General features: G+C 70.6%; 19 protein-coding genes. 12 read left to right on the forward strand and 7 right to left on the reverse strand.

Going from position 1 to position 20,799, the window contains the following annotated elements:
• Nucleotide 1: 1 nt before the first annotated feature.
• A complete protein-coding gene (pheT, locus tag GDIA_RS15510; RefSeq protein WP_012554751.1) occupies nt 2–2,464 on the forward strand; it encodes a phenylalanine--tRNA ligase subunit beta in 2,463 nt (820 codons plus the stop codon).
• Nucleotides 2,461–3,627: a lipid-A-disaccharide synthase gene (lpxB, locus tag GDIA_RS15515; protein WP_012227746.1), complete on the forward strand. Its 1,167-nt coding sequence runs from the start codon at nt 2,461–2,463 to the stop codon at nt 3,625–3,627. The genes pheT and lpxB overlap by 4 nt, the downstream gene beginning before the upstream one ends.
• On the opposite strand, the gene GDIA_RS15520 is transcribed toward lpxB, so the two are convergent.
• The 4 genes from GDIA_RS15520 to ygfZ form a co-directional block, all read right to left on the reverse strand.
• Nucleotides 3,624–4,424 carry an SDR family NAD(P)-dependent oxidoreductase gene (locus GDIA_RS15520; protein ID WP_012227744.1) on the reverse strand — a complete coding sequence of 267 codons (801 nt, stop codon included), beginning with the start codon at nt 4,422–4,424 and terminating at the stop codon, nt 3,624–3,626. The genes lpxB and GDIA_RS15520 overlap by 4 nt on opposite strands.
• Nucleotides 4,425–4,532: 108 nt before the next feature.
• On the reverse strand, nt 4,533–4,700 hold the full coding sequence (locus GDIA_RS19485) for a hypothetical protein (protein WP_012227743.1): 168 nt from the start codon (nt 4,698–4,700) through the stop codon (nt 4,533–4,535).
• A 14-nt stretch (nt 4,701–4,714) separates the two neighbouring features.
• On the reverse strand, nt 4,715–5,131 hold the full coding sequence (hisI, locus tag GDIA_RS15525; protein ID WP_012554752.1) for a phosphoribosyl-AMP cyclohydrolase: 417 nt from the start codon (nt 5,129–5,131) through the stop codon (nt 4,715–4,717).
• 45 nt (nt 5,132–5,176) lie between these two features.
• Nucleotides 5,177–6,001 carry a CAF17-like 4Fe-4S cluster assembly/insertion protein YgfZ gene (gene ygfZ / locus GDIA_RS15530; protein ID WP_049763043.1) on the reverse strand — a complete coding sequence of 275 codons (825 nt, stop codon included), beginning with the start codon at nt 5,999–6,001 and terminating at the stop codon, nt 5,177–5,179.
• Between the two features lie 142 nt (nt 6,002–6,143).
• On the opposite strand from ygfZ, the gene GDIA_RS15535 reads away from it, so the two are divergent.
• The 7 genes from GDIA_RS15535 to der all read left to right on the forward strand — a co-directional run bounded on the left by GDIA_RS15535 (nt 6,144) and on the right by der (nt 13,794).
• Entirely contained in the window at nt 6,144–7,118 is a 975-nt protein-coding gene (locus tag GDIA_RS15535) for a glycosyltransferase family 9 protein (RefSeq protein ID WP_012554753.1), read from the forward strand.
• Nucleotides 7,115–8,224: a glycosyltransferase gene (locus tag GDIA_RS15540; protein WP_012554754.1), complete on the forward strand. Its 1,110-nt coding sequence runs from the start codon at nt 7,115–7,117 to the stop codon at nt 8,222–8,224. The genes GDIA_RS15535 and GDIA_RS15540 overlap by 4 nt, the downstream gene beginning before the upstream one ends.
• An 85-nt stretch (nt 8,225–8,309) precedes the next feature.
• Nucleotides 8,310–9,629: a dihydroorotase gene (locus GDIA_RS15545; protein WP_012554755.1), complete on the forward strand. Its 1,320-nt coding sequence runs from the start codon at nt 8,310–8,312 to the stop codon at nt 9,627–9,629.
• A gap of 67 nt (nt 9,630–9,696) precedes the next feature.
• The gene (locus GDIA_RS15550; protein ID WP_012227731.1) at nt 9,697–10,116 is read left to right on the forward strand and encodes a hypothetical protein; all 420 of its coding nucleotides are present in this window, start codon (nt 9,697–9,699) and stop codon (nt 10,114–10,116) included.
• Nucleotides 10,117–10,226: 110 nt separating this feature from the next.
• Nucleotides 10,227–10,916, forward strand: a complete 690-nt coding sequence (locus GDIA_RS15555; protein ID WP_012227729.1) for a tetratricopeptide repeat protein — start codon at nt 10,227–10,229, stop codon at nt 10,914–10,916.
• A 61-nt stretch (nt 10,917–10,977) separates the two neighbouring features.
• On the forward strand, nt 10,978–12,339 hold the full coding sequence (locus GDIA_RS15560) for a PQQ-binding-like beta-propeller repeat protein (protein WP_012554756.1): 1,362 nt from the start codon (nt 10,978–10,980) through the stop codon (nt 12,337–12,339).
• A gap of 15 nt (nt 12,340–12,354) precedes the next feature.
• A complete protein-coding gene (der, locus tag GDIA_RS15565) occupies nt 12,355–13,794 on the forward strand; it encodes a ribosome biogenesis GTPase Der (RefSeq protein WP_012554757.1) in 1,440 nt (479 codons plus the stop codon).
• A gap of 32 nt (nt 13,795–13,826) precedes the next feature.
• On the opposite strand, the gene GDIA_RS15570 is transcribed toward der, so the two are convergent.
• Nucleotides 13,827–15,170 carry a GntT/GntP/DsdX family permease gene (locus tag GDIA_RS15570; RefSeq protein ID WP_012227714.1) on the reverse strand — a complete coding sequence of 448 codons (1,344 nt, stop codon included), beginning with the start codon at nt 15,168–15,170 and terminating at the stop codon, nt 13,827–13,829.
• A 315-nt stretch (nt 15,171–15,485) separates the two neighbouring features.
• On the opposite strand from GDIA_RS15570, the gene GDIA_RS15575 reads away from it, so the two are divergent.
• The 3 genes from GDIA_RS15575 to GDIA_RS15585 are packed head-to-tail and all read left to right on the forward strand — an operon-like array spanning nt 15,486 to nt 19,087.
• A complete protein-coding gene (locus GDIA_RS15575; protein WP_012227710.1) occupies nt 15,486–16,928 on the forward strand; it encodes a sugar porter family MFS transporter in 1,443 nt (480 codons plus the stop codon).
• The gene (locus tag GDIA_RS15580) at nt 16,925–17,671 is read left to right on the forward strand and encodes a dienelactone hydrolase family protein (protein ID WP_012227708.1); all 747 of its coding nucleotides are present in this window, start codon (nt 16,925–16,927) and stop codon (nt 17,669–17,671) included. Before GDIA_RS15575 ends, GDIA_RS15580 begins: the two co-directional genes overlap by 4 nt.
• A gap of 6 nt (nt 17,672–17,677) precedes the next feature.
• A complete protein-coding gene (locus tag GDIA_RS15585; protein WP_012227706.1) occupies nt 17,678–19,087 on the forward strand; it encodes an MFS transporter in 1,410 nt (469 codons plus the stop codon).
• 43 nt (nt 19,088–19,130) lie between these two features.
• Here the strand turns inward: GDIA_RS15585 and GDIA_RS15590 are convergent, their stop codons facing one another.
• Nucleotides 19,131–19,778 (reverse strand): class I SAM-dependent methyltransferase, encoded by a 648-nt coding sequence (locus GDIA_RS15590; RefSeq protein WP_012554758.1) that lies wholly within the window; start codon nt 19,776–19,778, stop codon nt 19,131–19,133.
• Entirely contained in the window at nt 19,775–20,692 is a 918-nt protein-coding gene (gene ubiA / locus GDIA_RS15595; RefSeq protein ID WP_012554759.1) for a 4-hydroxybenzoate octaprenyltransferase, read from the reverse strand. The genes GDIA_RS15590 and ubiA overlap by 4 nt, the downstream gene beginning before the upstream one ends.
• Nucleotides 20,693–20,799 lie beyond the last annotated feature (107 nt).

The raw sequence follows: 20,799 nt of genomic DNA on the forward strand, positions 1-20,799 counted from the left end.
GATGAAGTTCACCCTGTCCTGGCTGCGCGACCATCTGGACACCACCGCCACGACCGACGAGATCTGCGCCAAGCTGAACACGATCGGGCTGGAGGTCGAGGGCGTCGAGGACCCGGGGGCGGCGCTGGCGCCCTTCCGCACCGCCCGCATCGTCGAGGCGGTGCAGCACCCCAATGCCGACCGCCTGCGCGTCTGCCGCGTCGATGCGGGGCCGGGGTTCGACCCGGTGCAGGTGGTCTGCGGCGCGCCCAATGCCCGCACCGGCCTGTCGGTCATCTTCGCCCCGCCGGGCACGTACATCCCCGGCCTGGACATCACCATCAAGGCCGGCGCGATCCGGGGCGAGACCAGCGGCGGCATGCTGTGCTCGCTGCGCGAACTGGGGCTGGGCGAGGCGCATGACGGCATCGCCGAACTGCCCGACGGCACCGCGCCCGGCCAGTCCTATGCCGATTTCGCCGGACTGGACGACCCGGTGATCGAAATCGCCGTGACCCCGAACCGGGGCGACGCGCTGGCGGTGCGCGGGATCGCCCGCGACCTGGCGGCGGCCGGCATCGGGCATCTGCGTCCCTGGCTGGCCGAGACGGTCGAGGGCACGTTCGACTCCCCCCTGGCGTGGGCCAACGACTTTCCCGAGGCCTGTCCCTGGGTGCTGGGGCGCGCCATTCGCGGCGTGCGCAACGGCCCCAGCCCCGAATGGCTGCAGAACCGGCTGCGGGCGATCGGCCTGCGTCCGATCTCGGCCCTGGTGGACATCACCAATTTCTTCGCCTTCGACCTGGGCCGTCCGCTGCATGTGTTCGACGTGGATCGCGTGACCGGCGACCGGCTGACGATCTGCCGCGGCGCGGGCGAGACCTTCCGCGCGCTGGACGGACGCGACGTCGTGGTGTCGCCCGAGGATTGCGTGATCGCCGATGCCGCCGGGGTGCAGTCCCTGGCCGGCATCATGGGCGGCGAGGGGACCGGCGTGACCGAGGCGACGACCACCGTCTTCGTCGAATGCGCGCTGTTCGACCCGGTGCGCATCGCGCTCAGCGGCCGCCGGCTGGGCCTGCATTCCGACGCGCGCCACCGGTTCGAGCGCGGGGTGGACCAGGCGCTGCCGGTCGCGGCGCTGGAAGCCGCCACGCGCATGATCGTCGATCTGTGCGGCGGCGAGGCGAGCGAGGTCGTCTCGGCCGGTACGCCGCCGGCCTGGCAGCGCGAGGCCCGGCTGCGCTTCGCCCGCATCGCCGGGCTGGGGGGCGTGGACGTGCCCCCCGATGCGGTGGTGGCGTCGCTGGAGGCCCTGGGCTTCGCGGTGCGGATGCGGGATGAAGACGGCGTGGTGGTGGATGTGCCGTCCTGGCGCAACGACGTCGCCATGCCCATGGTCCTGGACCAGGGGCCGGACCTGTCGCCCGAACGGGCGCGGATCGCGGCCGAGGGCGCCATCGCCGTCGATTCCGAATGCGACCTGATCGAGGAGATCCTGCGTCTGCGCGGGCTGGATTCGATCCCGCCCGTGTCGCTGCCGGCGCTTTCCGCGGTGCCGCTGCCGGCGCTGGTCCCGCGCCAGGTGCGCGCGGCCACCGCGCGGCGGGTGCTGGCCGCGCGCGGCATGCTGGAAACCGTGGGCTATTCCTTCGCCGCCCACGGGGCCAGCGCGCAGTTCGGCGCGGTGCCGGAAAGCCTGCGCCTGCTGAACCCGATCGCCGCAGACCTGGACCAGATGCGCCCCACGCCGATGGTCAACCTGCTGTCCGCCGTCGAGCGGAACAGCGTGCGCGGCTATCCCGACCTGGGCCTGTTCGAGGTGGGGCCAGGCTTTTCCGCCGACGGGCAGACGCTGATCGCCGCCGGCCTGCGCAGCGGCCATGCCCCGCGCGTGCCGGGCGGCGGCGCCGATCCGGTCAGCCTGTGGGACGTCAAGGCCGATGCCATGGCGGTGCTGGCGGCCCTGGGGGCGCCGGTCGAGGGCGTGAGTGTGACGGCCGACGCGCCGGGCCATTATCACCCGGGCCGGTCGGGCGTCATCCGGCAGGGGCCGCGCATCGTCCTGGGCTGGTTCGGCCAGTTGCATCCCGCACTGCTGGCCGGGCGCGGCCTGGACCAGCCGGTGGTCGGGTTCGAACTGTTCCTGGATGCGATCGCCGAGCCCAAGCGCCGGCGCCGGTCGCCGCCCGAGCTGTCGCCGTTCCAGCCGGTGCATCGCGACTTCGCCTTCCTCGTCGCGCGGGACGTGGCGGCCGAATCCGTGCTGCGCGCGGCGCGCGGGGCGGAGCGGACGCTGATTTCCGCCGTGCGCCTGTTCGACGTGTACGAGGGCGACAAGGTGCCCGAGGGCCATAAATCCCTGGGCGTCGAGGTGACGCTGCAACCCGTCGCGCGCAGCCTGACCGATGCCGAGATCGATGCGGTGTCGGACAAGGTCGTGGCCGCCGTGACGCGGGCCTGCGGCGCCACGCTGCGGGGATGAACGCTGCGGCCGGGCGGACGGTCTGGCTTCTGGCGGGCGAGGCCAGCGGCGATGTGCTGGGCGCGCGCCTGATGGCGGCGCTGCGCCGCCGCGATCCGACCCTGCGCTTCGCCGGTGTCGGCGGCGCGCGGATGGAGGAAGCCGGCCTGCGCAGCCTGTTCCCGCTGCGCGACTTGGCGGTGATGGGCCTGGTCGAGGTGCTGCCGCGCATCCGGCATCTGTCCCGCCGGCTGGACCAGGCGGTGGAGCATATTCGCCAGACCCGGCCCGACCTGGTGGTGACGATCGACAGTCCCGGCTTCACGCTGCGGCTGCTGCGCCGGATCGAGGGCGAGGGGATTCCCCGGGTTCATTATGTCGCGCCGCAGGTCTGGGCGTGGCGCGAGCATCGGGTGCGCGAATTTCCCGGCCTGTGGGACCGCCTGCTGTGCCTGCTGCCGTTCGAACCCGCCTTCTTCGGCCGTCACGGGCTGGAGGCCCGGTTCGTCGGCCATCCGGTCCTGCAATCCGGGGCGGGGCGGGGCGACGGCGCGGCGTTTCGCGCCCGGCATGGCATTGCGCCCGGCACGCCGATCCTGATCCTGATGCCCGGCAGCCGCCGGTCCGAGGCCCCGCGCCTGCTGCCGGTGCTGGGGCGGACGCTGCGCATCCTGGCCGCGACCTGCCCCGGAATCGTGCCGGTGGTGCCGGTCTCGGCCGTGGTGGCCGAGACCGTGCGGCGCGGCGTGGCCGACTGGCCCATGAAGCCGATCATCGTGACCGACCTGGACGAGAAGCATGATGCCTTCGCCGCCGCCGGCGCGGCGCTGACCAAGTCGGGCACCTCAACCCTGGAACTGGCGCTGGCCGGCGTGCCGATGGCCGTGACCTATCGCGTCAATCCGCTGACGGCGGCGATGGCGCGGCGGCTGATCCGCGTGCCTTATGTCGCCATGGTCAACCTGCTGGCCGGGCACCGGCTGGTGCCGGAACTGCTGCAGGATCGCTGCCGCCCCGACCTGCTGGCCGCCACCGTGCTGCGCCTGCTGACCGACGAACGCAGCGCCGCCCTGCAACGGGCCGGCTTCCGCGCCGTGGCGGCCGCCCTGGCCGCCCCGCAGGGCGACCCGGACGACGCGGCGGCGGCCGAACTGATGGCGGTGCTGGACGGCGGGAAACGTTAAAGAATGCCGCCTGCGATCGGCAGGTTCACGCCCGTCATGTAGCTGGAATCATCGCCCAGCAGGAATTCCACGACCCCGGGAATTTCCGTGATGTCGCCGTACCGGCGCATCGGGACCGAATTGATCATCTGTTCCGCCACCACCTTCGGGTCGCTGGAAAAATACTGGCTTCCGGCCTTCGCCTGAAGCTCGACCTGCCGGTCCCACATGAAGCCGGGGCCCATGAAGGCCGGGCTGATCGCGTTCACGCGGATATTGTAGGGCGCCAGGTCCTTGGACGCCGTCTGGGTCAGTCCGACGATCGCGAATTTCGACGCGGCATAGCCCGCCATGTTCGGTGGCCCCCCGACGCCGGCCATGCTCGCCGTGTTCACGATCCGCCCGAAATTCCGGCCGACCATGTGCCGGGCCACTGCCTGCAGGACGTGAAACGCCCCGCACACATTGATGGTCATGACCCGGGAGAAATCCTCCGTCGGATACGCGTGGACCGGTGCGAAAGCCCCCTGGTAGCCCGCGTTGTTGAACAGGAAGTCGATCCGGCCGAAATCAGCGACCACCCTGTCCACGATCTCCTGAACCTGTGCGGCGTCCGTCACGTCGCAGGCATAGCCGCGCGCCGTGACGCCGGCGCGCGCAACCTTGGCGACCGCATCGTCCAGTTTGGCGCCGCCAAGGTCCAGCAGCGCAATGGCCGAACCGGACGCGGCCAGGCGTTCCGCCGTGGCCAGACCGATATTCCCCGCCGCGCCGGTCACCAGGGTGACCTTTCCGTCAAACCGCTTCGTATCCGTCATCGTCGCTATTCTTTCTCTTCCCGTATCCGGGCCGCCGCAGCGGGCCGATGACCTGAAAGACGCCTGCGCTTCCGAAGCGTTCCCCTTCGAAGGCGCGCGGAACAGCCCCTAGCCGTGCGGCTGCGCCGATTGCGGGGCCGGAACCGGAGGACCGCCGGCGGAGCGGATGGAGGTGAATTCGGAGTGCAGGAGGGAGATGCCCATCCCGATCGTCATCAGGATAAGCAGGGTGAGGAAGACCAGTTTGCCGACGGGCGGCTTTTCGGAAGCAGGCATGACGGGTGTTGGTCCTAGTTCTTGCCGTAGAGGGCGTCGGCCGACACCAGGGGCGCGCTGATCTCGATCAGGCCCAGGGGGCGCATGGCGTTGTAGAAGCAGCTCCGCCGCCCGGTGTGACAGGCCACCCCGCTCTGTTCGACCAGCAGCAGGACGGCATCGCGGTCGCAATCCAGGCGGGCATCGACCAGGGTCTGCACCTGGCCCGAGGTCTCGCCCTTGCGCCACAGCGCGCCGCGGCTGCGCGAATAATAGCAGACCCGGCCGGTGCGCAGCGTCTCGTCCAGCGCCGCGCGGTTCATCCAGGCCAGCATCAGCACCTCGCCCGTGTCGTGCTGCTGCGCCACGGCGGCGATCAGCCCGGCATCGTCGAAATGGACCTGGTCGAGCAGGCGGGCCCGTGTGGCGTCGTCGGGGGGAAGGTAGGTCATGGTCATCCTTGGGCGGTCGTTCGGCGTGTCGCCGGCCACGCCGGGTCAGCCTTCGGCTTCGGTCTTGAGCGTCAGCCAGGAAGGAATGTGGACCTGGACCGAATGGCCCTCGGCCGTCAGCTCGGCGCTGCGATGGTCCAGTCGCAGCATCGCCAGCCCCCGCCCGTCGCGGGACGAGGCCATGATTCCGGCCTCCTTCTCGCCATGCATCAGCGGGGTGCCGGGCGGCGGCAGGGCCGCGCCGGACACGGGCAGCAGCTTGCGCCTGACCAGGCCGCGATACCGGGTGCGGGCCGTCAGTTCCTGGCCCATATAGCAGCCCTTGGTCCAGGAGATGCCGTTCAGGGCCTCGAAATTCGCTTCCAGAAGCAGGGTCTTGCCTTCCTCGCAGTCGCGCGATCCGTCCGGCAGGCCCAGCGCCAGCCGATGGGCGTCATAGGCCGCGTGGTCGGCCGCGTCGGGGGTGGGGCGGGGCAGGATCAGGCGCCAGCCGGCCTCGGCCAGGCGCGGATCGGGGGCGCCGATGGCCGAATCCAGCATGGGCGGCACCGCGCCCCACGCGGCATGGACGGCAAAGCCGGTCGGGTCGATCGACACGTCGGAGCGCAGGCGGTAGCGCGCCAGGCGCTGGCGCAGCATGTCGGCCTGCGCGGCCTCGCAATCCAGCAGCAGGCGTTCGCCGTCCGCTTCGGCGAACAGGAAGAAATCGGCCTGCCATTTCCCCTGCGGCGTCAGGAACGCGGTCCAGACCGCCTGGCCGGGTGCGACGGCGGCAACGTCGTTCGATACCAGGCCCTGGAGGAAGGACACCCGGTCGGCGCCGGAGATGGCCAGCACGGCACGGTCCGGCAGAAAGGCGAAATGTGTCATGGCGGTATGGATGTTGGTCGCATGCGCCCCCGGCGACAAGGGGAAAGCCACGGGAGAATCCCTCCGGGGACCATATATCGGGCATGCGCCGGCCCCATGGACCGATTTCACCCGCCCGGGCAATGGGCTAGTGTCGCGGGATATGCGGATTCTGTTCATCACCTCCACCCGGCTGGGGGACGCGGTCCTGTCCACCGGGTTGCTGGATGTCCTGCTGGCGCGTCATCCGGGCGCGCGCGTCACCATTGCCTGTGGGCCGGTGGCGGCCTCGCTGTTCGATGCCATGCCCGGGCGCGAGCGGACGATCGTCGTGACCAAGCGGCGCCATGACCTGCACTGGCTGTCGCTGTGGCGCGACTGCGTCGGGACCCGATGGGATCTGTGCGTGGATTTGCGCGGTTCGGCGATCACACTGTTCCTGTCCGCCCGGCGGCGGCTGATCATGCGGGGCGGGCGGCGGCAGGGCGCGCGGGTGGCCCATCTGGGCGCGCTGCTGGGCCTGTCGCCGCCGCCCCTGCCGGTGGTGTGGACCGCGCCGGCGGACCGCGAGCGGGCGCGGGCGATCCTGCCCGACGGCACGCGCTGGCTGGCCCTGGCGCCGACCGCCAACTGGGTGGGGAAGATCTGGCCGGCGGACCGCTTCGTCGCGCTGGCCCAGGCCTTGCAGGCCCATGCGGTGCAGGCCGGGCATGGCCCGCTGCGCCCGGTCGTCCTGTACGGCCCCGGCGAGGCCGAGCGCCGGATGGCGGCCCCGGTGCTGGCCGCCCTGCCGGATGCCGTCGATGCCGGGGGGGATCATGCGCTGCCCCAGGTGGCGGCGCTGCTGGCGCGCTGCCAGGGGTTCGTCGGCAACGATTCGGGCCTGATGCATCTGTCGGCGGCGGCCGGCACGCCGACGCTGGGGCTGTTCGGGCCCAGCCGGATGACCGAATACGGGCCGGCCGGCCGCTGTGCCCGGGGCATCGCGGCGCCGGGACCGGAGGGCCACGCGCCCATCGCGGGGCTGGAGGTCGCAACGGTGCTGCGGGCCGCGATCGACCTGCTGGACGCGGCTGGGCCGGCGGCGGGCGATATCCCGGGCGACGCCCCGGGCGACGCAATGTCCGTGGTCGCGTGAAGACCGTCCTCGTCTATCGCGATCGGCTGCTGCCGCCCTCGGAACAGGCCTTCATGCGGCGGCAATATATGGGGTTTCGCACTCTCCGGCCCTGCTGGGTCGGGTGCCGGCGCGATGCCCCCGCGCCCGACTTGCCGGGTGATGTGCGTTTCCTCGGCGGCAGCGGGCCCCTGCGGCCGCTGCGCCAGATGGCGTTCCGGCAGTTCGGCTGGGGCGCGGCGCGCGAGGTCGCGGACCTGGCGCCCGTGCTGGTGCATGCCCAGTTCGGGCGCGGGGGCGCGCTGGCCCTGTCGATCGCCCGGGCACTGGGCGTGCCGCTGGTGGTGACGTTCCATGGCGGCGACGCGTTCAAGGACCGGCATTACGCGGGCGGCTTTCCGCCATCGGTGTTCCAGCGGCGCTGGCAGGCGCTGCAATCCCATGCCGCGCTGTTCGTCTGCGTGTCCGAGGGCGTGCGCGACCGGTTGCTGGAACGCGGGGTGCCGGCCCGACTGCTGGAGGTGATTCCCATCGGGGCGGAGCCCGCCCCCCTGGCCGCCGGCCCCGCCGACCGCTTCGTCTTCGCCGGGCGCTTCGTGGACAAGAAGGGGGTGCCGGTGCTGATCGACGCGGTGCGGATTCTGGCCGGGCGCGGGGTGACGCCCCCGGTCGTTCTGGCGGGGGACGGGCCGCTGCTGCCGGCGATGCGCGACCGTGCGGCGGGCCTGGCCAACCTGCGCTTCGCCGGCTGGCTGGGGGCGGCGGACCTGGCGGCGGAGATGGACCGGGCGATCGCGCTGCTGGTGCCCAGCGTGGTGCCGCCCGGCGGCGACCGCGAGGGCCTGCCCAGCGTCGCGGTGGAGGCCATGGCGCGCGGCGTGCCGGTCGTCGCCTCCAGCCAGTCGGGGCTGGAGGGCGCGGTGGGGCATGCGGGGGCCGGGATCGTGGTGCCGGCCGGCGATCCGATGGCGCTGGCGGATGCGATGCAGGCGATGCTGGTCCCCCGGACCCGCGATGCGATGGCGGGCGCGGCGGCGGCGACGGCGCGGGAGTCGTTCTGCGCGCCCGTCCAGTCCGCCCGGCTGGAGGCACGGCTGCTGTCGCTGCTGCCAGGGGCGACGGGATGAGGGGCGACGGGATGAGGGGACGCGAACCTTGCCGTGTGCCCGTTGTGGGGATACGTCGGAGGCACCGACAGGCTGCGAGGAACCGATGCATTACGACCTGATCATCCGCAATGGCGTCTGCCTTCTGCCCTGGGGCGAGGCCCGTACCGACATCGGCGTGCGCTCGGGCCGGATCGCCAGCCTGACGGCGGGTGTGGCGGACGAGGCCGATACGGTCATCGACGCGTCCGGCCTGCATGTGCTGCCCGGGCTGATCGACCCGCACGTGCATCTGCGCGACCCGGGCGACGCCGCGGTCGAGAGCATTCCCACCGGCACGCGCGCGGCGGCCCTGGGCGGGGTGACGACGGTGTTCGACATGCCCAACACCGCGCCATCGGTGACCGACGCCGAGATGCTGCGCTGGAAGCAGGAATACGCGTCGCGCGAAAGCTGGGTGGATTTCGCGCTGTATGTCGGCGCCACGCGCGGCAATACGCCGCGCCTGGGCGAGTACGAGTGTTTCGACGGGGTCTGCGCCATCAAGGTCTTTGCCGGATCGTCGACCGGCGACCTGATGATCGAGGATGACGAGGGCATCCGGCAGGTGCTGGAGAACGGCCACCGCCGCGTCGCCTTCCATTCCGAGGACGAATACCGCCTGCAGGACCGCAAGAAGCTGCTGACCGAGGGCATGTCCTACGACAGCCATCCCTTCTGGCGGGACGAGGAATGCGCCTTCCTGGGCACGCGGCGTATCGTGGATCTGGCGCGGCGGGCGGGGCGGCCGGTCCATATCCTGCATACCTCGACCGCCGAGGAACTGGACTGGCTGCCGGCGCATCGCGACGTCGCGACCGTCGAGGTGCTGGTGAACCATCTGACCCAGGTCGCCCCCGAATGCTATGAGACGCTGGGCCCGCTTGCGATCATGAACCCGCCGATCCGCGACCGCCGGCATTACGAGGCCAGTTGGGAGGCCGTGCGCAACGGCACCGTGGACACGATCGGGTCGGACCACGCGCCCCATTCCCTGGCGGCGAAGGCGCGGCCCTGGCCCGCCACCCCGGCGGGGCTGACGGGGGTGCAGACGCTGGTTCCCGTCATGCTGGACCACGTCAATGCCGGGCGTCTGTCGCTGGGCCGGATGGTGGACCTGATGGCGGCAGGGCCGGCGCGGGTCTATGGCCTGCAGGCCAAGGGGCGGATCGCCATGGGCTATGACGCCGATTTCACCCTGGTGGACATGAAGGCGCGGCGCCGTATCACCAATGACTGGATCGCCACCCCGGCGGGCTGGACGCCGTTCGACGGGATGGAGGTGACGGGCTGGCCGATGGCGACGATCGTGCGGGGCCACGCCGTCATGCGCGAGGATACGATCCTGGGCGCGCCGGCCGGCAGGCTTGCGCATTTCGCACCCTGATTTCGCCATGGTCTTCGAATATATCTGAAGATCGCTGAAGAAGCGGATCGAAGAAGGAAGACATCCCTTGCGTGCTCCAGTATCGGGCCTGTTCCTGGCCTGTGCCGTGTCCCTGTGTGTGATGACGTCCCTGGGCATGACGTCCGTGGGCATGGTGGCGGCCGCCCGCGCCGCCGATGCCCCGTGGTCCGCCCCCGCCGCCTGCGGGCAGGAACCCAGGCCCCCGGTGGTCGATTACACGACCGCCGCGCACTATAACGCCAGCGTGGATGCCGTGACGGCGTACGAGAAGGCGGCCCGGCTCTATAATGGCTGCGTCGCCAGCGCCGCCGGCCGGGAAGAGGGCGCGATCAGCGCCGAGGCGCGGGCCCGGATGGACAGGGTCCATCAGGGCAGCCTGGTGGTGCAGCAGCGGATCGCCGGCAATTTCACCCGCCTGAGCACCGAATTGCGGGACGGGGCCGCGCATTTCGCGCACAAGCATTGACGGCGGATCACGGGGGTTTGTTGCCCCTGTGCGCCGACCCCGCTATGGTCCGGCCTTTGGCTGGGCGGGGCGTGACCCGTCTGCCTGCGTATGCGGAGAGCGGTTGAGACGTGGCTGACGACATCTTCAGGGAAGTCGACGACGATTTGCGGGCGGAACGCCTGCGCGCGCTGGCCCGGCGCTATGTCGCGGCAGCGGTGGCCGTGGTGGCGGTGGCCGGCGCGGGCGTCGGCGGATGGCAGTACCACGCATGGCGTGGCCGGCAGGCCGACCGTGCCTGGGCGGCGACCTATTTCACGGCGCTGCATGCGGCCGACAGCAGCCAGATCGTCCCGGGCGAGACGGCGCGACTGACCCCGCAGCAGCAGGACGCGCTGAAGCGCTTCGCCACGCTGGACACGGCACCACCGGGCCTGCGGACCCTGGCGCGGCTGGAGCGCGCGGCGCTGCTGGCGTCGAGCGGCGATACGCGCGGCGCGCTGTCGCTGTGGACCCAGGTGGCCGATGACGGGGCGGCGGACCCGCAATTGCGGTCCCTGGCCAGCCTGCTGTGGGTCCAGCGCCAGATCGACGACGGTGATCCGGCGACCTTGCGGTCCCGCCTGACGACGCTGGACGGCGTGGGCAAGCCCTGGCGGGCGCTGGCCATCGAGTGCGAGGCGATGCTGGACCTGCGGCAGGGACGCACCGCCGACGCACGCCGGCGCTTCGCGCAGCTCAGCGCCGAGGCCGATGTCCCGGACGGGTTGCGCAGCCGGGCCGGCGGCCTGCTGCAGACCCTGAATGCCAGCCCGTCGTAATCGTCGCCGTTGGGGCCGCGCCGGTCCGGGGCCTTTCTTCCTTTTGCAGCGCAGGATTGACATGAACAAAGTTCTGACCCGCCGGCATGCGCTTCTTGGTGGAGCGATGTTGCCGGTTCTGGCCGGATGCGATGATGACGAAAAGCCGCTGCTGGCCGGCAAGCGCGTCGACGTGCTGGGCACCGGCGCGGGTCTGATGGTCGATCCCGACGATCACATGCCGATTGTCCTGCCGCCCCAGACGACGGTCGCGGAATGGCCGCAGCCGGGTCGCGTGCCCAGCCATGCGGGCATCAACATGGCCTGGGGCGGTGCGATGCGCCGCGAATGGACGAAGAGCATCGGCGCCGGCGTGTCCGAACCCGAGCTTCTGTCGTACGCCGCGCTGGGCAATACCGGGCGTGGCGTGTTGCAGGCGACGCCGATCGTGGCCGGCGGCCGGATCTTCGTCAGCGACGCGCAGGGGGTGATCCGGGCGTTCGAATGGCCGCGCATGCGCGAAGCGTGGCACTTCGTCCCCAAGCCGAAGAAGATGAAGTCCAGCAACCTGGGCGGCGGGTTCAGCGTCGCGGGCGACACGCTGTACATCGTCGACGGCGTGGCGCAGACCGTGGCGGTCGATGTCGCGACCGGCCGGGTGAAATGGCGGATCGACACCGGAACGCCGGGCCGCTCGGCGCCCACGATCGCGGACGGGCGCCTGTTCTTCGGGACGATCGACGAAAGGCTGTTCGCCGTCGATGCCGCGACGGGCAACGTGCTGTGGACCTATGCCTCGACGGCGGTGGACACCGTCATCTTCGGCCAGCCCGCGCCCGCCGTGGTGGGGGATGTGGTGGTGGCCGGGTTCGGGTCGGGCGACCTGGTCGCGCTGCGGGCGGAAAGCGGCGAGGTGGTCTGGAGCGACACGCTGGGCAGCACCAACGGCCAGGAAACGACGGTCGATTTTTCCTGCGTGCGGGGCATGCCGGTGGTGGTGGACGGCACGGTCTATGCCATCAGCGCCGCTTCGGTCCTTGTCGCGCTGGATGTGCGCTCGGGGCGGCGCCTGTGGGAACGCGCCGTCGCAGGGCAGGACAGCCTGCTGGTCGTCGACAACTGGCTGTACGTGCTGTCGCTGGACCAGCAACTGGCCTGCATCGACCGGTTGAGCGGCCACGTGCGCTGGATCACCCAGCTCCGCCGCTATCGCAGGGTCGACGTGCAGAAGGATGGCGTGACCTGGACCGGCCCGATCCTGGCGGGGGGCAAGCTGGTCTGCGTCAGCACCCTGCCCGAGACCGGATATGCGACGATCGATCCGGTGACCGGCGCGTTACTGTCCATCGGCAAGCTGCCGGGGGTGGCCACCGTGGCGCCGATCGTGGTCGATGGACGGCTGCTGATCGTGACCGACGACGGTCACCTGATTGCCTATAGCTAAGGATATCGTTGAAAATTGGCCAAGCTTCCTTCCGTTCCGACCGGGGACGACCTGCCGGTGGTGGTCATCGCCGGTCGTCCGAATGTCGGTAAATCGACCCTGTTCAACCGCCTTGTGGGGCGGCGGCAGGCGCTGGTTGCCGATACCCCCGGCGTGACCCGCGACCGCAAGGAAGCCGAGACCGTGATGCGCGGCCGCCGGGTGCGCCTGGTCGATACGGCGGGGCTGGAGGAAGCGGCGGCCGATACGCTGTACGGCCGCATGCGGGCATCGTCGGAATCGGCGGTGGCGCAGGCGGACCTGGTCCTGTTCTGCATCGACACCCGCGCGGGCATCACCCCGGCCGACGAGCATTTCGCGGCATGGCTGCGCCGCCAGGGGCGCCCCGTGCTGCTGATCGCCAACAAGGCTGAGGGACGGCAGGGGGCGGCGGCGGCGATGGAGGCCTTCGCCCTGGGGCTGGGCACGCCGCTGGCCATTTCCGCCGAACATGGCGAAGGCCTGTCGGACCTGATGGGCGAGATCGCGGACCGCCTGCCGCCGCAGGCTCCGGTCCCTGTCGCCGGGGGCATGGCGGACGCGGCGTTCGAAGACGATGACGCGGAAGCGGGCGAGGCTGAGGAAGACGACCGTCCCGTCGGTCCGCTGCGCCTGGCCATCGTCGGGCGGCCGAATGCCGGAAAATCGACCCTGCTGAACCGCCTGCTGGGCGAGGAGCGGATGATCACCGGGCCCGAGCCGGGCCTGACCCGCGATTCGGTGACGGTGCTGCTGCATGACGAGCACGGGCCGATTCAACTGGTCGATACGGCGGGGCTGCGCCGCCGGGCCCGGATCGAGGAATCGCTGGAGAAGATGTCGGTTTCCGCCACCATCGAGGCGCTGAAGATGGCCGAGGTGGTGGTCCTGACGCTGGACGCGACCCTGGGCGTGCATGAACAGGACCTGCAGATCGCCCGCCTGATCGAGCGTGAGGGCCGGTGCTGCGTCCTGGCGCTGAACAAGTGGGACGCGGTCGAGGACCGGATCGCGACACGGCAGGCGATCTCCGACCGGATCGAGACGTCGCTGGCGCAGATGCGCGGCATTCCGGTCGTTTCGTTCTCGGCGCTGACCGGGGCCGGGGTAAACAAGCTGCTGCCTGTGGTGCGCCGGGCCCATGCGACCTGGAACAAGCGGGTTCCGACCGGGGCGCTGAACCGCTGGTTCGAGGCGATGCTGGAACGGCACAGCCCGCCGCTGGTCAGCGGGCGGCGGCTGAAGCTGCGCTACATGACGCAGGCCAAGGCCCGGCCGCCGACCTTCATCCTGTTCGGCACCCGGGCCGAGCAACTGCCCGAGGATTACCAGCGCTACCTGGTCAACGGCCTGCGCGAGACGTTCGACCTGCCCGGCACGCCGATCCGGCTGCTGCTGCGCGGGACCAAGAACCCCTACGCCGAAGGGCAGGGGTAACAGGCAGGGGTTACGAGGGGGCAGGCGCCCCCTCAGTGGATCACCAGCGACAGCAGCAGGCAGAACACCAGCCCCAGGACGGCGATCAGGGTTTCGATGACCGACCAGGTCTTGATCGTCTGCCCTACGCTCAGGCCCAGATATTCCTTGATCTGCCAGAACCCGGCGTCGTTCATCGGCCCCAGCGCCACCGATCCGGCCCCGGTGACCAGCACCATCAGTTCCGGCGACGTGCCGTGGCTGTGCAGCAGGATCGGCCCGACGATGCCGGACGCCGTGCTCATGGCCACGGTGGCGGACCCGGCGGCCACGCGCACCACCACCGCCAGCAGCCAGGCCAGCACCAGCAGCGGCACATGCGCCCCCAGCGCCAGGTCTGTGATGGCCTTCGACACCCCGCTATCGACCAGTTCGCGGCCGAAGCCGCCGCCCGCGCCCACCAGCAGCATGATCAGCGCGGTGGGCCCCAGGCATTCGTTGGTGAAGCGCAGGATCGTCTCGCGCGAGAAGCCGCGGGCCAGGCCCAGCACGTAGAAGGACAGGATCGTCGCCAGCAGCAGGGCGATGTCGGTATTGCCGATGAAATGCAGGATGGTGTTCGCCGTGCTGCCGGGTTGCGAGACCAGGTCGGCGACCGAACCCAGCAGCATCAGCAGGACCGGCGAGAGGATCGTCAGCACCGTGATGCTGAACGGCGGCAGGTTCTCGTGGACGTCCTTGCTCGCGAACTGGTCTTCCAGCCCGGCATGGCCGGCGATCTGGATGCGCGGCGTGATGAATTTCGCATAGATCGGGCCGGCCAGGGCCGCGATCGGCGTACCGATGATGACCCCCCAGAAGATCGTCCGCCCGGTATCGGCGTGATAGGCCGACAGCGCCAGCAGGGTGGCCGGATGGGGCGGGATCATCGCGTGGGTGACCGACAGGGCGGCGCCCATCGGCAGCGCCAGCAGCAGCATGGGGGTCGATGTCCGCCGCGCCAGGGTGAAGACCAGCGGAATCAGCAGCACGAAGCCGACCTCGAAGAACACCGGCAGGCCGATCAGCAGGCCGATGACCATCATGGCCCAACTGATCCGGCCCTTGCCCGCGACGCGGGTGATCGTCAGCGCGATCTGGTCCGCGCCGCCGGATTCGGCCAGCATCTTGCCCAGCATCGTCCCCAGCGCGATCACGGTGGCGATATGGCCCAGCACGTGGCCGGCGCCGGCCTCGAACGACGTGACGGCCTTCTGCGGCGGCATGCCGGCGCACAGGGCCAGCAGCAGCGACACGCACAGCAGCACGATGAAGGGGTTGAGTTTATAGCGCCCGATCAGGAGCACGACGGCCACGATGGCGGCGGTCGCCAGGGAAACGGCAAGAAGTGAGGACATGGAACCACGTCTGCTGGAAAAAGAGCGCGTATCACGGCGTCACGGGCCGCAGGATGTCAATGCCCGCGGCCTCATATCCCGGAGAGGACGAAGAGTTCACGACCCGTGTGTTTTTTCCTGCCACCGCGGGGGTACTGCGGGATGCGTCTGGCCACGGGGATGTATTTCGTATCATAAGGACTGTCCGGCGGCCCCGGTTTGACGCAGATTGACCGGGATTCCGGCCGAACTGTGGCCTGACAGGATCAAGAATGGCGGCGCGCGGTCCAGGCGTTTCGCCCACGACACAAGAACAGAACCGGGAAGGATTCCATGATGTCACCAGACCAGGGACCGGCAGGAACGATGCCCGTTAACGGCTCGGTGCCGTCCTCCGGGGCCCGGGCGATCGTCGTCGGCATTCTCGCGGCCATGGCGGGGCTGATGTTCGGCCTGGATACCGGCGTCATCGCCGGGGCGCTGGGGTTCATCGGCGACGAATTCCATGCGGCCGCCCGCATGCAGGAATGGATCGTGTCCTCGATGATGGTGGCCGCCACCGTCGGATCGGTCGTCGCCGGCCGGATTTCCTTCCGGTTCGGCCGGCGGCGGGCGCTGCTGGGCGCGTCGCTGCTGTTCCTGGCCGGGTCGATGATCTGCGCCCTGGCGCCGTCCATCACGGTGCTGATCGTGGGGCGCGTCCTGCTGGGCCTGGCGGTGGGAATCGCCGCCTTCGCCGCCCCGCTCTATATTTCCGAAGTCACGGCCGAGGCCGTGCGCGGCGCCATGATCTCGTTCTACCAGCTGATGGTGACGCTGGGCATCTTCCTGGCCTATGTCACCGACAGCGTGCTGGCCTATGGCGGGCACTGGCGCTGGATGCTGGGGTTGATGGCGGTGCCTGCGGCGCTGTTCTGCGCCGCCTGCCTGTTCCTGCCCGACAGCCCGCGCTGGCTGATGATGCGGGGCGAGCGCAGCCGGGCCAGCCAGGTCATGCGCTACCTGCGGCCCGACCCGGCCGAGGCCGATGCCGAAATCCGCGATATCGCGCAGGAACTGCGCAAGGAAAGCGGCAGCGGCTTCGCGCTGTTCCGCAGCAACGCGAATTTCCGCCGGTCGGTCCTGCTGGGGGTCATGCTGCAGGTCATGCAGCAGCTCACCGGGATCAACGTCCTGATGTACTACGCGCCGAAGGTATTCCAGGCCGCGCATTTCGGCGTGTCGGCCGCGACCTGGGCCACGGCGCTGATCGGCCTGATCAACGTGCTGTCGACCGGCTTCGCCATCGCCTTCATCGACCGTTGGGGGCGGCGGCCGCTGCTGATCCTCAGCTGCGCGATCATGACCTTCGCCATGCTGGGCGCGGGCGGACTGATCGCGTTCGGCGGCGATTCCCTGCCGCAGGAAATCGGCATGGTCGGGGCACTGCTGCTGTTCGTCGCGGGCTTCGCGATCGGCGCCGGGCCGCTGGTCTGGACCCTGTGTTCCGAAATCCAGCCGCTGCGCGGGCGCGATTTCGGCATCGCGTGCTCGACCTTCACCAACTGGGCGGCGAACTCGCTGGTCAGCAACGTGTTCCTGACCGTGATGGCCGCCCTGGGCGAAGCGCGCACCTTCTGGCTGTTCGCGCTGATGAACGGCCTGTTCATCATCATCACCCTGGCCTACGTGCCCGAGACGCGCGGCGTCTCGCTGGAAGAGATCGAGGCGCGTCTGATGGCCGGCCGCCGGCTGCGTGACCTGGGGCAGGACACGACAGGACGGGGAGCGGAAGCATGATCCTCCACGGGGACGAAACCGCCGATATCGCGACCGCCAGCGGCCCGATGCGGCTGCATGTGCTGCGTCCGGCGGCGGACGGGGCCTTTCCCGGCGTGGTGCTGTTCTCCGAGATCTACCAGGTGACGGCCCCGATCCGCCGGCTGGCCGCCATGGTCGCGGGGCTGGGCCACGTGGTGGCGGTGCCGGAGGTCTATCACGAATACGAACCCGCGGGCACCGTGCTGGCCTACGACAAGCCGGGCACCGACCGGGGCAACGAACTGAAATACGCCAAGCCCCTGGCGTCGTACGACGACGATGCCCGGGCGGCGGTGGCGTGGCTGGCGGCGCATCCGGCCTGCACCGGGCGGATCGGCACCATGGGGGTCTGCCTGGGCGGGCACCTGGCCTTTCGGGCGGCGATGAACCCGGCGGTGTCGGCGGCGGCGTGCTTCTATGCCACCGACATCCATTCGGCGTCCCTGGGGCAGGGACGGCACGACGACACGCTGCAGCGGCTGGGCGAGATTCCGGGCGAGGTGATGATGACCTGGGGCCGGCAGGACCCGCATGTCCCCTTCGCCGGGCGGCAGATGATCCGCGAGGCGCTGGAGGCTGCGGGCGTCCGCTACGAATGGCACGAACTCAACGCCCAGCATGCGTTCCTGCGGGACGAGGGGCCGCGCTACGACCCGGCGCTGTTCCTTCAGGCCATGGGATGGGTCCAGGCGCTGTTCGGCCGCGCGCTGCGCGCGGGCTGAGCGGCCATGGCGCTGCGGTCCGTGCCCGATACGTCCGCGCCCGATGCCCCGGCGCGCCGAACGCTGGCGGAGGGTGAAGGCCTGCACGGCACGGCGCGGGCGATGGCGATGTTCGCCGTGGCGCTGTCGGTGCTGCTGTCGGTGCTGGACTATGCCATCGCCAATGTGGCGCTGCCCACCATCGCGCACGACATCCATGCCAGCGCGTCATCGTCCATCTGGGTGATCAACGCCTACCAACTTGCCAGCGTGTCCACACTGCTGCCGCTGGCGTCGCTGGGCGCGCGGGTGGGATTCGCGCGGCTGTGCCGGATCGGGCTGGGCACCTTCGTGGTCGCGTCCCTGCTGTGCGCGATGTCGCACACGCTGCTGGAACTGGCCCTGGCCCGCGCGCTGCAGGGCGTGGGCGGGGCGTGCATCATGAGCGTCAATATCGCGTTGGTCCGCTTCATCTATCCGCATTCCCAGATCGGCAAGGGGATCTCGCTGAACGGCATGGTGGTGGCGACCGGCGTGGCGCTGGGGCCCACCATCGCCTCGGCGGTGCTGTCGGTGGCCGACTGGCCGTGGATCTTCCTGATCAACCTGCCGCTGGGCGGGGCGGCGATGGTGGCGGCCGCGTTCTATCTGCCGCGCACGCCGCGCAGCCCGTCCTCGTTCGACCTGGCCAGCGCGGTGCTGAACGTCGTGGCGTTCGGGGGCGTGATCGTCGGGCTGGACAGCCTGGTGCATCGTAGCGGGCCCGCGCTGGCGGTGTGGCTGCTGGCGGGCGGGGCGGGGGCGTTCGTCCAGCTGGCCCGGCGCCAGGCCGGGCGGTCCGACCCGATGCTGCCGATCGACCTGCTGGCGGTGCCGGATTTCCTGGTCGCGTTCGGCGTGGGGTTCGGGGCGTTCGTCGCGTCGAACTTCTTCATCATTTCCATGCCGTTCGCGCTGCAATCGGTGCTGCATCGCTCGGCGGTGGCCACCGGCCTGCTGATCACACCCTGGCCGGTCGGGATCGTCGCCATCTCGCTGTTCGTCGGGCGGGTGGCGGACCGGGTGCCGGCGGCCATCCTGTCCTCGATCGGCCTGTGCGTGACGGGCACGGGCTTCGTCCTGCTGTGCCTGCTGCCGCCCGATGCCGGGAACCTGGACATTGCCTGGCGTATCGGCCTGGCCGGGGTCGGGTTCGGGATTTTCCAGCCGCCGAACAATCGCGCGATGATGGTGTCCGCCCCGCGCGGCCGGTCGGGCAGCGCCAGCGGCATGGTGTCGGTCGCGCGCCTGTCGGGCCAGACCATGGGGGCGATCTTCGTGGCGCTGACCTTCGGTTTCGTCACCCATGACCCCACCCTGCGCTGCATGGAACTGGCGGCGGCGTGTGCCTTCCTGTCGGCGCTGCTCAGCGCCAGCCGGCTGCGGGCCCTGCGGTGACGGAACAGCCGGCGGTTCCTGCATACGGCCGGATCCGCCTGCGTTACGTCACCCGGTAAAGCGTCGTACGGCGGGCCGTACGGTCCTCAAGCTCCATCGTGGTGGCGATGTCGCGCGTCATGATGACCTCCAGCCCCGCGCGGGGCAGGTAGGCCCGGCCGGGGTCGGCGATCCAGACCTCCGCCGTGCGCGCGGCGGTGCGCAGCCAGGGCAGGATGTGCTCGGTCATCGGGTTTTCGTAGCAGATGTCGCCGCACAGGATCAGGTCCCAGCGCGGCGGGGCGCCGACCAGGTCGGCTTCGGTGACGGTCAGGGTGACGCCGTTCGCGTCCGCGTTCAGGGCGATGGCGGCGGTGGCCAGGGGGTCGATCTCGGCCGCTTCGACCGACAGGGCGCCGGCGCGGGCGCAGGCGATGGCGGCGATGCCGCATCCGGCCGCGAAATCCAGCACCCGGCGGCCGGCCACCAGTGACGGATTGTCCAGGACATGGCGTGCCAGCAACTGGCCGCCCGGCCAGGCGAAGGCCCAGAAGGGCGGTTCGATATCATGCTGCGCCAGCCAGCTTTCCGACGCCTGCCAGATCGGCGTGATCTCGGTGGCCAGGTGCAGGGCGATCTCCGGCACCAGGGGGGCGTGGGACAGGGTGGTGTGGGCCGCGACGAAGGCGCGGGCATCGGCGGGCGCCGTCATTGCCCGGCCAGTCCGGCCAGGATGGCCAGCGCGATCGCCAGGCCGGTTTCGCGGTTGAAGCGGAACAGGCTCAGGCAGCGGGCGGGGTCGGTGCTGTCCAGTTGCGCGACCTGCCAGGCCAGGGCGATGGTGGGCAGCGCCATCGCGATCCAGAAGCCCGCGCCGCATCCGGCCAGCCATCCCGCCAGCAGCAGCGCGGCCACGGCCAGGGCATAGCAGGCGCCGACGAAGAGGCGCGGCTGCCCCGCCCACAGGCGCGACGTGGATTTGACCCCGATGCGGGCGTCGTCCTCCATGTCCTGGAAGCCGTAGATCGTATCGAACCCCAGTTGCCACAGGATGGTGGCGGCGTAGAGCGCGCCCCAGGCGGCATCGACGCGGCCGGTCGCGGCGGCATAGCCCAGCGGCGCGCCGAAGCCGAACGTGAAGCCCATCACCAGTTGCGGCCACCAGGTGAAGCGCTTGGCCAGGGGATACAGCCCCACCAGGATCAGTGACGAGGCCCCCAGGACCCGGGCCAGCGGATTGAGCTGCAGCAGGATGACCAGCCCGATCGCCAGCAGCCCCGCCAGGAACAGGGCCGCCTGGCGCATGCGCAGGGCGCCCGAGGCCAGCGGGCGCCCGGCGGTCCGCGCCACCAGCCGGTCGATGTCGCGATCCCACATGTCGTTGACCACGCAGCCCGCCGAACGCATCACCACGCTGCCGATGCCGAACAGCACGATCAGCCGCAGGCGCGTGCGGGCATCGACGCCGGATGCCAGCAGGATGCCCCACATGCCGGGCAGGAACAGCAGCCACGTGCCGATGGGACGATCCAGCCGCGCCAGCAGCGCGTAGGGGCGCAGCGGCACGGGCAGCCGGGCGATCCATCCTCCGGTCCGGATATCGGTATGGGGCAGGGATCGATTCACGCTCGTCTCTCCAGCTTGGGCCGTCCGGCCATGACGCCGGCGCGCGGGGCTGCTATGCCCGCGTGTGATGGGGCGCCGGGGGGACGCGGTCAAGAGCCGAGGTCCCG

The organism is Gluconacetobacter diazotrophicus PA1 5 (genome assembly GCF_000021325.1).
Taxonomy (GTDB): domain Bacteria; phylum Pseudomonadota; class Alphaproteobacteria; order Acetobacterales; family Acetobacteraceae; genus Gluconacetobacter; species Gluconacetobacter diazotrophicus.